This is a genomic window from Imperialibacter sp., from assembly GCF_048007035.1.
GTDB lineage: Bacteria > Bacteroidota > Bacteroidia > Cytophagales > Cyclobacteriaceae > Imperialibacter.
Genome location: NZ_CP180355.1, coordinates 1,963,053 through 1,977,814, shown reverse-complemented (window position 1 = coordinate 1,977,814; position 14,762 = coordinate 1,963,053). Strand labels below are relative to the sequence as shown.

10 protein-coding genes are annotated in these 14,762 nt (G+C 44.5%); 3 read left to right on the top strand and 7 right to left on the bottom strand.

Going from position 1 to position 14,762, the window contains the following annotated elements:
* Positions 1-53 precede the first annotated feature (53 nt).
* Together ACMVP2_RS08715 and clpB are read right to left on the bottom strand one after the other, a co-directional pair.
* Positions 54-1,115, bottom strand: coding sequence for a hypothetical protein (locus ACMVP2_RS08715; protein ID WP_416867424.1), 1,062 nt, complete (start codon positions 1,113-1,115; stop codon positions 54-56).
* Positions 1,116-2,486: 1,371 nt separating this feature from the next.
* Positions 2,487-5,102: an ATP-dependent chaperone ClpB gene (gene clpB / locus ACMVP2_RS08710; protein ID WP_416867423.1), complete on the bottom strand. Its 2,616-nt coding sequence runs from the start codon at positions 5,100-5,102 to the stop codon at positions 2,487-2,489.
* A 195-nt stretch (positions 5,103-5,297) separates the two neighbouring features.
* On the opposite strand from clpB, the gene ACMVP2_RS08705 reads away from it, so the two are divergent.
* Together ACMVP2_RS08705 and ACMVP2_RS08700 are read left to right on the top strand one after the other, a co-directional pair.
* Positions 5,298-6,068 (top strand): potassium channel family protein, encoded by a 771-nt coding sequence (locus ACMVP2_RS08705; protein ID WP_339791235.1) that lies wholly within the window; start codon positions 5,298-5,300, stop codon positions 6,066-6,068.
* Positions 6,058-7,179, top strand: coding sequence for a TRAP transporter substrate-binding protein (locus ACMVP2_RS08700; protein WP_416867422.1), 1,122 nt, complete (start codon positions 6,058-6,060; stop codon positions 7,177-7,179). The genes ACMVP2_RS08705 and ACMVP2_RS08700 overlap by 11 nt, the downstream gene beginning before the upstream one ends.
* A 12-nt stretch (positions 7,180-7,191) precedes the next feature.
* Here ACMVP2_RS08700 and ACMVP2_RS08695 read toward each other — a convergent pair whose 3' ends face one another.
* From ACMVP2_RS08695 to ACMVP2_RS08675, 5 genes are all read right to left on the bottom strand, one after another.
* Positions 7,192-8,511 carry a TRAP transporter large permease gene (locus ACMVP2_RS08695; RefSeq protein ID WP_416867421.1) on the bottom strand — a complete coding sequence of 440 codons (1,320 nt, stop codon included), beginning with the start codon at positions 8,509-8,511 and terminating at the stop codon, positions 7,192-7,194.
* Positions 8,504-9,031: a TRAP transporter small permease subunit gene (locus tag ACMVP2_RS08690; RefSeq protein WP_416867420.1), complete on the bottom strand. Its 528-nt coding sequence runs from the start codon at positions 9,029-9,031 to the stop codon at positions 8,504-8,506. Before ACMVP2_RS08690 ends, ACMVP2_RS08695 begins: the two co-directional genes overlap by 8 nt.
* Positions 9,032-9,268: 237 nt before the next feature.
* Complete coding sequence (locus ACMVP2_RS08685; RefSeq protein WP_416867419.1) at positions 9,269-11,590, bottom strand: hypothetical protein; 2,322 nt, start codon at positions 11,588-11,590, stop codon at positions 9,269-9,271.
* Positions 11,591-11,620: 30 nt separating this feature from the next.
* Positions 11,621-12,361, bottom strand: a complete 741-nt coding sequence (locus ACMVP2_RS08680; protein WP_416867418.1) for an outer membrane beta-barrel protein — start codon at positions 12,359-12,361, stop codon at positions 11,621-11,623.
* A 209-nt stretch (positions 12,362-12,570) separates the two neighbouring features.
* Positions 12,571-13,320 (bottom strand): LytR/AlgR family response regulator transcription factor, encoded by a 750-nt coding sequence (locus ACMVP2_RS08675; protein ID WP_416867417.1) that lies wholly within the window; start codon positions 13,318-13,320, stop codon positions 12,571-12,573.
* 381 nt (positions 13,321-13,701) lie between these two features.
* Here ACMVP2_RS08675 and rlmN point away from each other — a divergent pair, with 381 nt between their 5' ends.
* Positions 13,702-14,745, top strand: a complete 1,044-nt coding sequence (gene rlmN / locus ACMVP2_RS08670) for a 23S rRNA (adenine(2503)-C(2))-methyltransferase RlmN (protein WP_317492375.1) — start codon at positions 13,702-13,704, stop codon at positions 14,743-14,745.
* Positions 14,746-14,762: the final 17 nt, after the last annotated feature.

The following is a 14,762-nucleotide window of genomic DNA, read 5'->3' as shown; positions in this document are numbered from 1 at the left end:
GTTCATGTTATTGACGCCTATATACATGTCGTTAGCGGTTGGCAATTGTCTTGTTAAATGCTTATTAAGGAAGTATTTATCTGAAAGTATAATGTAGGTGAGGCTGCTGTTTTTGCCCAAGAATCACTTGCTCCGAAATGAATAGATGGGCCGGCATTTGTTATTGGATTATTATATTGTACTACTGCCCACTGGGTTTGGGTCCATTCCCGAGACGGGCCGTATCCAATGATCGTAAACCTTAGCTGACTCCTTAGCCAAAGCGGCTCCAAATAAAGTGAGGACGATGGAAATAGGTAGTCGAGCGCAAGTTTTACATCCCCGCTTAGTGTCCTTTTGTCGTCGTACCAAATACCCAGAAACTTTCTTTGCCCTTTAATTGATACTGTTGCTCCTACGTCATAGCATTTGGGTTGAGTGTACGCATAAATGTTATATGAATTAACTTGGGTGTTCAACTCCAAGACTACCCTCTCGTTGCTGTTGGCGGTTATCTTAACGATGTTGCTGCCAATATCATAGGCTAGATCTGTAGTTCTTCCGCTTGCTCCAACCTGGGCGTCACCAATTGCCCCATTGATTACATCTAGCTCATTCATTTGTTGCAACTTTTTAAGTTGCGCAACTGGAAGACTGATCATTTTGCTAGCGAATATTTTGAAGGCGTCGTCTTTAATAATAAATATTCTGTCCTGGTTGATTAAATAGCGATAGGGATCATTCTGGAGTTTTCTTCGGAATGATTTTTCCCCATCCTCTTCGACTACTATTTCAACGAAAGTGGCGTTGTTATTGACGAAGTCGTAAAGCTCGTCGACAGAAGAAAAATTCTGTGATACTGCTTGCATGTAGATTTCATCACTTAGTCTTCCAAACGATGCAAATCCGTTTGCATCCTCTTCAGCGATGATCTCTTCTAGGCTTTTTGAACTGTATGTGTTCGAGAGTAGCCTTACATCTTCAAAGGAACTGAAACTTTGAATCTTCGACGATGGCTGTGTTGCTGTATATGGGCTAACATCTTGCTCTTCAAAAGAGCAAGATGTTAGCCAATTACCTAACAGAATGCAGATGAAAAAACTGTTGCGGGCTCTAACTGGAATGATATTTTTCATATATATACGTTAAACTTAAATTATATATTTATTTATAAGTTGCTTCTTGATTGAACTATACTGTTCGTCGAATACTCTTAAATTATTTTTTATGCCATTTAAAGCTATTTATAAATAATATTTAATATTTAAAAGTATGAACCATTTTTTTATGTAAAATGATTATGTATTGGAGATGGGGAATTTTATGCAGCTATTGTGCATGTTTGTATTGTTAGTTTCAGGCTTTTTTTGGGAAGAAAATGCAGTGATTATTAATTTGAGGATTGTATTGGGGTGCGTTAGAATGTACATTCAGTCATAGATACAGATCAAACTTGACAGACAAGCTGAAGCGAATATAGGTCACTAGCTTGGGAAGCTGCCGCCTTGTTTGACAAATGCTTTCGGCAATTTCATCATTTGAGTTATGATAATTCCAGCCAAAGATGTGTACTTGCTGATCGCCTCAATGGTGTATTTTTTTTGTAGTCCTCAATTCGACCCTGACTAAGGGCTAGGGAGAGTTTTATGATTCTTTGACACTAGGGGGTTGGGTTTGTTTTTTGGTGATGCTGGGTGTCTGCTAAAGGGTTCTTAAGGATTTGAATTAAGGTTTCCTCTTAAAACATGTCACGAAGGAGGCCTTGTCCTCGCCCTAAACATTAGGAAAGAAAAATCTTTGTATCACTTGTAGGCTATGATCGTATATCCAGCCAAAAGAGAGGCGTAAAGTGCCCCATATTATCTGCTGTTTTTCTATCAGTAATGTTGACATACTTTAGAAGGTCGATGTCATAATCTTGCATAGTATGGAAATTTGCAGCTCCTTCGATGGTTTTGTATCTGATCCAATCGAATGGGCTCAAAGCAGAGTGCCGTTAAATGGAGTTAGAAAATCCTTGATTTTGGCCTGAATGTGTTTTGCATAAAACCTTCCACATGTAATAGATTATCTCGTAGGTGATATTAATAGAAATGGAGAAGTGTTCAGTTACGATGTTTGTTTTCATAACTTACCGGCGATTTGGATGGAATTTTAAAAACACAACTAGGTGATTAAGGTTACCCATAGCTGAACCTAACCTATTGCTGGCACCTCTAGCGATTGACTTTTTGAAAACTTGTAAGATGGCATCGATGCCAAATGACGAGGTGCGCCAGGAATTCAAAGCAAATTTGGACGTACGTTCTGAAAATCAACAAAACTCGTAGGATAGCCTTTCGTCTGTACGTGGTAGTGACTATTTTTTTTAAAAGCGAACTAGTGAAGCTGTCGAGGCTTTTGACGGTTAACTCTCCAACATATTTAAAACTGTAAGAATTAACTTATCAAACCCAAGACCAGGACGACAGAAATGGCCTTATAATTTTATTATTAGGCCATTGACATTATTTAAACGACAATGCGTCTAAATTAATAAACTCAATCTCCCGGTTGTCGTTGAGCGACACTCCAATGACTGAGTCCTTTTGTACCTTGCCTGCCAGAATCTGCTTCGACAGCTCATTGAGAATCATTCTTTGCATCACTCTCTTTAAAGGCCTGGCACCAAACTGGGAATCAAAGCCCATTTCTCCAAGGTAATCCAGTACGTCTGTCGAAGCTTCGAGTTTTATACCGTTTTCTTCCAGTCTTTTCTGAATCAGCTTAAACTGGATTTCGACAATTTTCCTGATATCCTTCTTATTCAGCGGCTCAAAAAGAATGGTCTCGTCGATCCTGTTGAGGAACTCGGGTCTCACAGACTTCTTCAGCAGGTCAAACACGTTCTTTTTCACTTCCGCCAAAGTAGCTTCTCTGTTAGAGTTGTCCATCGTGTCGAATGCATCCTGAATAATGCCAGAACCAATATTGGTGGTCATGATAATGATGGTGTTCTTAAAATTGGCTACTCTTCCTTTGTTGTCGGTAAGCCTTCCATCGTCAAGCACTTGCAGCAGGATATTAAAGACATCGGGGTGTGCCTTCTCTATTTCGTCCAGAAGGATGACTGAGTAAGGTTTTCTCCTCACCGCTTCTGTCAGTTGACCGCCCTCATCGTAGCCCACATATCCTGGAGGGGCTCCAATAAGCCTGCTCACAGCATGGCGTTCCTGGTACTCACTCATGTCTATTCTTACCATGGCGTTGTCGTCGTTGAACAGGTATTCGGCCAGCGCCTTTGCCAGTTCAGTCTTACCAACACCAGTTGTACCCATGAAGATAAACGAGCCTATGGGCCGCTTAGGATCCTGTAGGCCAGCCCGGCTTCGCCTGACAGCGTCTGCCACCGCCTCAATGGCCTCCGTTTGTCCGGCCACTCTCTTTCCTAGCTCTTCTTCCAGCTTCAAAAGTTTCTCCCGGTCGCTTTGAAGCATTTTGCTCACGGGTATGCCTGTCCATTTGCCCACTATTTCAGCAATGTCCTCGGCTTCCACTTCTTCTTTCAAAAGCGAGTTTCCTCCCTGAAGTTCCTTTAGCTGCTCCTGGAATTTCTTGAGCTTTTCTTCACTCTCCACAATTTTTCCATACCGAATCTCGGCTACACGCCCATAGTCACCACTTCTTTCGGCTTGCTCTGCCTCCAGCTTGTATTTTTCGATGGCTTCCTTTTCGTGCTGAATGCCTTGAATCACAGACTTTTCATGCTGCCACCTGGCCTTCAATGCATCTCTTTGCTCGCTTAAGTCGGCAATCGTCCTTGAAAGCTCTTTTTCCTTCTCCCTGTCTTTTTCCCGCCGAATGGCCTCTCTTTCGATTTCCAGCTGCATAATGCGCCTGTTTAACTCATCCAGTTCCTCAGGAAGTGAATCAATTTCAATCCGAAGTTTCGATGCTGCCTCATCCATTAGGTCAATAGCCTTGTCGGGCAGAAACCTGTCAGAGATATACCTGCTTGAAAGCTCAACGGCGGCTATCACAGCGTCGTCTTTTATCCGAACCCCGTGGTGCAGCTCGTATTTGTCCTTAATTCCCCGAAGGATCGATATGGCATCCACTACTGAAGGCTCATCCACAACCACTGCCTGGAACCTTCTTTCAAGTGCCTTGTCTTTTTCGATGTACTTTTGATACTCTTTTAATGTAGTGGCTCCGATGGCATGGAGCTCTCCACGTGCCAGTGCAGGCTTCAGCAGGTTGGCGGCGTCCATGGCCCCCTCGCCTCCACCACCAGCGCCAACAAGGGTATGTATCTCGTCTATGAAAAGGATAATTTCCCCGTCGCTGTCGATCACTTCTTTGATCACTGCTTTTAGCCGCTCTTCAAACTCACCCTTGTATTTAGCGCCAGCCACGAGTAAGCCCATATCCAGAGAGATAAGGACTTTCTCCTTCAGGTTTTCCGGCACGTCACCGTCCACAATTCTTTGGGCCATCCCTTCAACAATAGCTGTTTTACCCACACCTGGCTCACCCAATAGTATTGGATTATTCTTAGTCCTTCTGGAAAGGATTTGCAGCACCCTTCTGATTTCTTCGTCTCGTCCGATAACCGGATCGATCTTGCCCTGGCGGGCCATTTCGTTGAGGTTTTTGGAATACCTCTCCAGCGACTTATACTTTGCCTCAGCGTTTTGATCTGTTACAGAGTTGCCACCCCTGAGTTCCTTAATGGCCAGCTTCATTTCGTTCTCTGCAAACCCGGCCGACTTCATGGCTGTGGCAATTTTGTCCTTGCTGCTCAGCAACCCAAGAATGATATGCTCAACGGCCACAAATTCGTCGCCAAACTCTTTGAGATAGCCGGTAGCCTTCTGTAGGGCCGCCGCTGACTCATTAGAGAGATAGGGTTGTGACCCTGAGACTTTTGGATAGGAATTTATCGTTTCTTCAATTTTGTCATCCAGGTTTTGTTTGTTGATGCCTAATTTCTTCAAAAGAAAAGGCATAACATTCTCATCTGTCGACATGATTGCTTTGAATATATGCGCCGGCTCTATGGCCTGTTGCTCATAACTTTGTGCGACTTCGGCTGCCTTTTGCACAGCCTCCTGCGATTTGATGGTATAGTTATTAAAGTTCATTTCCTTTTTCTTTGCTCCCTAGCAGTAGGGCAAATACCGATCCATGGCGTAATTGGATTATTTTTAGGTCAAAATGACAGAAAAACAAGATCGTTCACAGTCTTTGCAGACAATTTGGCGTATTCAAGCTTCATCAAAATGTAATACCAATTCCATTCTTTATTTCTTATTTTCAGGTCGAAATAGAAATCTTGAATGGAACCGGTAGCAGAGGATAATTTAGAGCAACCACCAAAGGCGACGAAATTTGAAAAAGTTTTGCTTTGGCTGTCTTTGTATGTGGTGGTGGAGTTATACGTGAGTTCAGTCACAGAGTATACTCCCCTGGTGGACGATATAACATATTATGTCGATTTCGGCATATGTATGATTTTCTTGTACGATTTTTTCAACGGGCTTTGGAAGGCAGAGAAAAAGTGGAAGTTTGTTGCCAATAACTGGATTGATTTCGTTGCTTCCATACCAACTGTGGGCTTCCTTCGAGCGGCAAGGATTTTTAAGATTTTCAAACTTTTGAGAGTGCTGAGGTCAGCGAAGTATGTTTTTCAGTTTTTTAACAGAAAAACTTCCTTTAGCACCTTTCGGAATGTGGTCATTCTCAATGTTGTTGTGGTATTGCTTTTCACGATCAGTTTTTATCATGCGGAACGAAATGCCAACCCTCATATTTCCACTTTCACGGACTCGTTGTGGTGGACAACAATTACCACTATGACAGTTGGATTTCTGCAGGATATTCCACCCGTGACTCCTGAAGGAAAGGTACTTTCTGTTGTGTTGATTTTTGCCGGGATGATTATTGGTGCAACCATGATTGCAACGATTACCGACTATTTTATTGAGGATGAAGACATTCAGGTGAACGTCAATCGGGTGCATGACAAGCTGATGCAAGTAGAAAAAAAACTAGATGCACTCACGGAAAAATTGGAGGAGTTGTCCAAATCCCAAAGGAATGGAAATTAACAGGCGGAAGTTTTTAGCAAAAGGGGGACTGGGTTTGGCTGGCGGAACTGTGGGATTGCTTTCTGCCTGCGGTGAGGAAAAGAAGCAAATCGAAACGCCATATATCAATTTCAACAAGTTGTTTGAGTGGAAAATGGTCACTACCTGGCCGCCAAACTTCCCGGTGGTAGGTGAGGGTTGCGTGATGATGTCGAAATGGGTGGAAACCATGAGTGGTGGGCGCCTTAAAATAAAAGTGTATGGTGGAGGGGAGCTGGTTCCGGCGTTGGAGGTGTTTGATGCCGTAAGCAGCGGCGCTGTTGAGATAGGCCATGGTGCTTCCTATTACTGGGCGGGCAAGGTACCGGCTGCGCAGTTTTTCGCAGCGGTTCCTTTTGGTATGAACGCCCAGCAGATGAATGCATGGATCATAAGCAGCGGATCTATTGCGTTGTGGGAGGAACTTTACGACCCATTTAGGCTGGTGCCCATGATTGCGGGGAATACCGGCGTGCAAATGGCGGGCTGGTTCAACCGGGAGCTTAATACCATGGATGACCTGAAAGGGCTGAAAATGAGGATTCCCGGGTTGGGTGGAAAGGTGTTGTCGGAGGCTGGTGGCACGTCGGTGCTTCAGGCGGGGGGCGAAATTTACACCAACCTGGAAAGGGGAGTGATCGATGCTGCCGAATGGATTGGCCCCTATCATGACTACCTCATGGGATTTCAACGGGTGGCTAAGCACTACTATTACCCTGGCTGGCATGAGCCAGGCTCTGTGCTGGAGCAAATGGTGAACAAAGATAAATTTGAAGCGCTTCCAACAGACCTGAAAGAGATAGTGCGGGCGGGAGCATCGAAGCTAAATGAATGGATGCTTGCTGAATTTGACGCAAAGAATAGTCTGTACCTTAAAAAGCTCCGGGAGGAAGAGGAAACGGATATCAGGAAACTTCCTGATGTGATTTTGAGGGAACTAAAGAAAATAAGTGATGTGATGCTTGGCGATATGGCTCAAGGCGATCCCGTCATAAAAAAAGTATACGACAGCTTTACTGCGTTTCGAGATCAGGTCAAGCCCTGGTCCGACATTAGCGAACGGGCTTTTTATAATGATGTGCTAGGCCAGTAGACTTTTTGTTGACTATTTTTTGAGCAGATTCGGTAGAAAGGAGATAATCTCTGGAAACAGAATTACAAGCAGAAGAAATGCCAGCTGTATCAATACAAAAGGAACAATTCCTCTATATAATTGCCGAGTGGTGATGTGTTTTGGCGCCACCCCTTTCAGGTAGAACAGTGAGAAACCAAAAGGTGGTGTGAGGAAAGAAGTTTGCAGATTGAGCGCCAACAATATCCCCACCCATACGAGGTCAACGCCCAGCTTAGCAAATATTGGTGCCACCACCGGCACTATGATGAAGATGATCTCAATAAAGTCGATGAAGAAGCCAGCGACAAATACAGCAAGCATCACTACAAACAGGAATGCATTCACCGACAAGTCGGAATTCTCGATGAGTTGAATAAGGAAGCGATCTCCTCCCAATGCTCTGAAAACCAAAGAGAAAGCTGTTGCCCCAATGAGAATTGTAAACACCATTGTGGTGAGGTGTGTCGTTTCCCTCATCACCCCCTTTAACACGTCAAGGTTGAACTTGCCAGACATAATTGTGAGCAAGGTTGCTCCAAGGGCACCAACCCCTGCCGCCTCAGTTGGCGAGGCTATGCCTGCAAAAATAGAACCCAGCACAGCTACAATAAGCAGGAGAGGAAGCACGAAAGCTTTTACAACCTGTCCGGTTATTCCCTTTTCCCTGAAAGCCCTGATCTCTTCTTCGGGCATGCCAGGTGCTTTGTTCGGTTTCACAATGGCATATCCTACAATAAAAGCCAGGTAGCAAAAAACCAGTGCCACTCCGGGTACAACTGCGGCAGTGAAGAGGTCTCCAACCGATACGTTGAGCACGCTGCCCAGCAACACCAAAACCACTGATGGCGGGATGATTTGTCCTAAGGTGCCAGCTGACGCAATGGTGCCAGTGGCCAGCTCGGGGCTAAATCCCCGCTTGAGCATAGTTGGTAAGCTAATTAGCCCCATCGTAATAACTGTGGCCCCAACAATCCCGGTGGACGCTGCCAGCATGGCCCCTACCAGGACAACCGCTACCGCCAGTCCTCCTTTGAACTTCCCAAAAATAAGTGCCATAGTCTCAAGGAGGCTCTCGGCCAGGCCGGACTTCTCCAGCATAATTCCCATAAAAACGAATAGGGGCACAGCTATCAGAACAAAGTTGTTCATGGTGCCATAAATACGAAGGGCAACCAGGTAAAAGAAGTCGGCATCAAAGAATATAAGACCGAAAATCACTGAGAGGCCTCCTAGCGTGAAGGCAACAGGAAAGCCCCAGAGAATGAAAATAAATATCAGACCAAAAAGCACTAGTGCCCAAACCTCATTCATGCTCCGTGATGTTTACAGGGTTCAAAATGGTTGCGAGTGATTTGAGGGCCAGCGAAATTCCCTGGAGGAATAACAGGGAGAATCCGATTGGGATAAAAGCTTTGATGATGTAGCGGGCAGGAAGGCCCCCCGGGTCAGGAGAATTTTCTCTGATGATCCAGGAATTGTAAACAAAAAGCAGGGAGGTCTTGATGATCACTACACATATTGGCAGAAGAAAGAGCAATACTCCGAGTAAGTTGACGTAGGCCTGTTTCTTAGGCGGCATTTCCCCATAAAACACATCGACCCTCACATGTTTATCATGCTTCAACGTGTAACCTGCGCCAATTAAAAAGATGGCTGCGAAAAAATGCCATTCCAGCTCAAACACGGAGGCAAAGCTGACATTAAAAATATACCTCATTGCTACATCGAAGCAAAAGACAACGACCATAATGCCGGCAAGCCAGGAGATAAGGCGCCCGGTATATTCATTCAGCGCATCAATCCTTTCTGAAATAAGGGTAAGTAGGTGCATATCAACTTTTGTGGAATGAAGATATGGTTTTCCTTTTTAAGAGCAAGGTCAGATTTGCACAAGAGCTCGGTAAATGATTTGCAAGGTGGGGAGTGGGTGATTTGTATCTTGGGAGAGGCCCAGCACACTGCCTAAACAATCAGTGGAAGAAATGCTTTCATTCTACTCATCCCAGTCAAGACAAAAAGAAAACCCCGGCATCTGCCGGGGTTTGAGAGTTTAAAGATCATCGTCCAGTCACTGATTCACGTTTTGCAAACGCACGCCCGAACCATATTTAATAGTCAATTCAAAAACTTCACCAGAAACGGCATAAACGCTGGTAGGTCCGGAGTATGCTCCAAAAGTACCATTGTTCAACTCTTCCAAATAGCCAGAACCTTTGTCGGTTACTGTCCAGTTAGTGCTCCACTGCACCTCTCTTGTTCCCTGAGTTGAGAAATCAAACAATTGCACGGCAGCACCTGAACCAGGAGAAGTTGCCAGAGTAGGCATGATAGTCACGCCGAATACCCCAGTATAACCCATACCGGCATCCTCGTTGAAGAGGCCTCCAATTGTTCCGTCTGAATTGATATCAACATCAGCTGAGGCCATCATGGCCATTGGCTCAACAATTTCAAGAACTGGAGCAGCATAGGAGATTCCCGTTCTCAGGTTTGTTACTGTCCTGGTCAATGCAAGGCCACCGGTTCCGTTAATTCCAAGCAGGTCGTCAAGGTTGCCCGCTAAGCCTGTTCCGGCCTCAGTGTAGGAAATTGCGTCAGTGGCAGTTGCGCTAGCATCTGGGAAGCTTCCCACAGTTGTGTTATACCAGTTTACAGCTGGTAGAATAGTGTAAGGTACGGTGATGCCAGCATTGTCAATCGCAATAGTGTATTCAAAGCCGGTAGCTACCACATCCACAACTGGCAAAGCAGCTCCTGTGCCACCTCCAGCAAAAGTTATCCCTGTGATAGGGGCAGAATACCCAACTCCTGTAGTAGTAGTTTGAATAGCATCTACTCTACAATCGCAAGTAACTGTAATTGTTGCAGCTGTGGTCGGAGCAACGGCAGGAGCTACCTCTACTACAGTAACCTGATAGCCAGTCACACCGAAAGCGTTAAGGTTATCACTGCCGTTGGTAAGGATATTTCCACCTGTTTCGTCGATGGTTGGCAGAACGCCGTTTCCAGTACCATCATCCACTGCAGTTTCGGTTACCGTAACAGTCTGAAGAACTGTAGCACCGGAAAGTACATCAATAGTAATGTCATAGTCTTCACCAATTGTATAGCCAACACCACCAGCAACAGTAAGATCAAGATCGCCGATAATTGAAGTTTGAAGCGCAATTGGCGTGGTAGGAGTAGTAGCGGTTGCTACAGCAGCTGTGGGTGAAATCTGAACAGTACCACCATCACTGATAATGTTAAATTCAACATTTCCAGAGTTAGGAGTATTGCCTGTGTTGCCGTCAATAGTGAATCCGATATTCAAATCTCTAGGTATCACTGTAAACGTCAAGTTTGCGCCATTTCCAGCGCCAGTAGGTGCAGGGAATACAGCTTTAGCACCGGCAATTGAAATTGATGGGGAGAACGAGCTGGCATTCACGGGTCCGTATCTCGCAGGCACTGTAGCAAGTTCAGGTGCAGCCAGAAGGACATCGTCTCTTGTGTCAATAACAATAGTTTGGTCGGCTGTTACGTCAGGTACCATTAGCGTGTACGATATTCCGTTTTCATTTGCAGGCAACAACATGCTGAATCTACCTGTTGCATTGTCCACAACAGCAGAGCCAATTCCCTCACCGCTAAACCTTACGTCATAAATATCTACAGATGAGTGGAAAAAATTTTGGGCACTTTCGTAATCGAAATCTGTGCCATCCAGATAGGCTACTATCGTCACGTCTTGAGGAACTTCAGAAGTAGAGTTAGTAAGATCAGTTTCGATAGTTGCTGTGCCGTTCACAGTAGCAAATGTTCCGCTTGCACCATCTGCAGAAAGCAGGACAATGCGAGAAGTTTCATGTCTTCCCAATGGATAAATATAGCTTCCAATTTGAAAGTATTCCTCGCCGCTGGAAATTGTCCCCAAATCCAGTATGTAAGAAACACCAACGAACCCAGGCATGGTAATTTGGACAGGACTTGCTCCAATAACAATATCTTGAATAATCACCTGTCCGGTTGCGTCAGTTACTGCATCCACTCGGGCTGCTGGGTTACTTCCTCCCACTGAAACGGTTGCCCCCTCAAGTGGTGCACCACCCTGATTTTCTATTGTTATTGTGTAGGAGGCTAAAAGGCCTGCCTGACGCAAAGCTTCTGTGTTTTCATCTTTCAGCATACTAGCAAGCTGTGTTGAAAATACTGCCATCAAAGAGTCATTCTCACGCATGAGCTCATATTGTAGAATAAGCTTCTCAAGGTCAAAGCTTTGCTGCGAGGCAGCCAATTCAGCCTGCTTGTTGAAGAAGTCTTCCTCTGTAAATTCATCTTCGCAGGACGTGAAGGTGAATACACCCAGCGCCATTATTACGAGTAAAAAATTGAGTTTAATTGTTTTCATGATTTTATGAAGGTTTGTTTTTTTAAATCTTTAAAAGAAATAGCCAAAATTCAGACTAATAGTTGATGGGATTAGCTCACCACCTAAACCCGGACGCCCCAAGTCGATGTTAATATTGTCGAGTCCATAGCGATAACGAATTTCCTGATAAAACGTGCTCCCATTTCCCAAGTCATACTCCAGGGCAAATCCGCCATGTACAGCAAATTGGTGGCTCTGGATGCTACTGCTAACGTTCTCAACAGTGTTTGAAACAGGAGGTGCCAATGAACCGTCAGCCATAGTAAAGTTCAAATCCCTCGTTTCAAAGGAAGCAATTGAATAGCCATAACTTGCTCCAATCAGAAATTTTGGAGATATGGAACTTCCATTGGTTGGAATGCTAATGGCTGCCATTACTGGCAATTCAACATTTTTAATCGACCTGGATCGATTCTCATAGGTGACACTCAGAATATTTCCCTCGTATGCTGACCAGTCGATAACTCTGTCGGCCAAACCACCACCAATACCCATGTAGACCAGTTCGCCTTGAATGCCGATGAGGTCAGAGATCTGGTAGCTAACAACAGCGCCACCATTTACATCAATGACCATACCTGTCTGACTGAACTGGTTTAGGTTCGCACCAACCTTTGCCCCATACCGTAAAGGGCTAAAGGCACTAAGTCCATCATCCTGTGCGGACGCATCATGGACCCACAACCCACATAATAGAAATATTAAATGGGTGCTTCGCAAACGCCTTAAGCGTGAAACAAAACTTCTCATATATTATATAGTTAAGAATGGTTTAAATACTTAGTTCTGTTTGATGACCAAAGTCTAAAAGTAACCACAACCGAATTCGATATAAATACCCATTTCTAGGTATTTTATCATTATCTAATCCAAAAGTTCAAAAAACACGGGACATGAAATAGGGAATTTTTTATTTGTTAGTCAAGTTTTAGCAAAAGTACTTTATCAATTAGTATTCGCTATTTTGTGTATGCCGCTAATTTTCCCATCAAATGCTCTTTTTTTCTTGTGGCCACAGGAAGGGTCGTGCCGTCCTTCAGAACGATCGAACCGCCATCGGCCTTGTCGAGGCGAAGAAAAAACTTAAGATTGACGAGGTGAGACTGGTGTGCACGAAAAAACTGATTTGAAGAGAACAGGCTATCAAAATCTTTCAGCGTCTTTGAAATAAGCAAGAACTTGCCATTGGCTAAATAGAACTTTGTATAGTTCCCCTCAGCCTCACACCGCACAATCTCATCCGTTTCGATCAGGTGAATGCTATCATGATCCTTTAGCAGTACCCTTTTGGGTAGCCGCTCATCTCTAGAGCTTTCCAGAAGTAACTTAAGAGAAAGCTTATCAAAATGGGCTTTTACAGATTCTCTGGCTTTGGAGATGGCAAAATTGAGTTCACCTGGATCAACTGGTTTTAGCAAGTAATCTACTGCACTGAATTTGAAAGCCCGGATGGCATACTCATTGTGCGCCGTCACAAAAATGATTTTGAAGTCGATCGTCTCAAACTTTGAGAGTAAGTCAAATCCGGTTCCTTCATTGATCTCGACATCCAAAAAAACGAGGTCAGGTTTTTTACTGCTGATCACCTGAAATCCAGTACTAACTGAGTCTGCCTCACCTGTAATTTGGATATCAGGGTGTGAAACTTTTAAAAGGGCTTTTAGTGCCTCCCTTAGTGGCGCCTCGTCGTCAACTATGATTGCTTCCAACTAGTTTTTAACAGTTAGTATGTAGTGAGCCTATTGAAAAGTAATAATAGTGAAACTTTTGTGCCCGGGCCAACTCATTGGCGTGTGAAAGGTTTCCCGGTCAATTTTCATCTTCCATTTAAAAATTTTAATGGTCAGAGCCATCGGTTGCTTGTTAACTGTGATCGTGTTCATCAACAGCAAGCGAACAGGTGGAAGGAACTTCATGAGGCCACAGGAGGTTAACCGACTGAGTTGTTTTAAACATAGGGCATTGGCTGGTCAATCCTTTCCAGTTTAAATTCTGGCGCAAAACCTTTAGGAGGCAAAAACCAAATTCCCTTGCCATTGGCGTCACTTAACAACTAATAGTCGTTAACTTTACAGCTTTAATACCCACACATAGTGCAAGATATTCGAAAAATTTCTTCATCAGAGCTCGTCGATGTTTTTAAAACATGGGGAGAACCTGCTTTCAGAGCCAAGCAGGTGAGCGAATGGCTATGGAAAAAGTCTGCTACATCCTTTGATGAAATGACCAACCTGTCGCTGAAGACAAGGGACATGCTAAAGGAGCATTTCAGTATTTTGCCGGTAACCACTGCTACCAAGCAGGTGTCGGCCGACGGAACAATTAAATCCGGCTTCCGGCTGCACGATGGCCACATGATTGAGGGCGTGCTTATTCCGGCCGATGACCGCATGACCGCTTGCGTGTCTTCACAGGTGGGTTGCTCGCTGACTTGTAAGTTTTGTGCCACCGGCTATATGGAGCGCAAAAGGAATTTGGATCCCGCAGAAATTTACGATCAAGTGGTGATGATTGACAGGCAGGCAAGGGAGGCCAACAATGTACCTCTTACTAATATAGTGTACATGGGCATGGGCGAGCCACTGCTCAACTATGCCAACGTGCTCAAGTCGGTGGAGTATATTACTTCTCCTGATGGGTTAGGCATGTCGCCCAAGCGGATCACGGTTTCTACGGCAGGCATTGCCAAAATGATCAAAAAGCTAGGCGATGATGAGGTGAAGTTTAACCTTGCTTTGTCACTCCACGCCGCCAACGATGAAAAGCGCAACCAGATCATGCCTATCAACGAATCCAATACATTGGAGGCATTGAAAGAGGCATTGCAGTACTTCTATCAAAAAACGAAAAACAAGATTACATTCGAGTATATCATGTTCTATAGTTTCAACGATACATTGAAGGATGCTGAGGAGCTTTTTCAGTTTACAAAGGCTGTGCCCAGCAAGGTGAACATTATAGAGTACAATCCGATTGCGGAAGCTACTTATAAAAATGCCGACCCCGAGGCGCTTGATAAGTTCTCAGCCTACCTGGAAGACAGGGGAGTGGTGGTCAATGTACGGCGCAGCAGAGGCAAAGATATCGACGCAGCCTGCGGGCAGCTAGCCATCAAAGACAAACCCGCCGCCTGATCTGCTCTTGACATCAA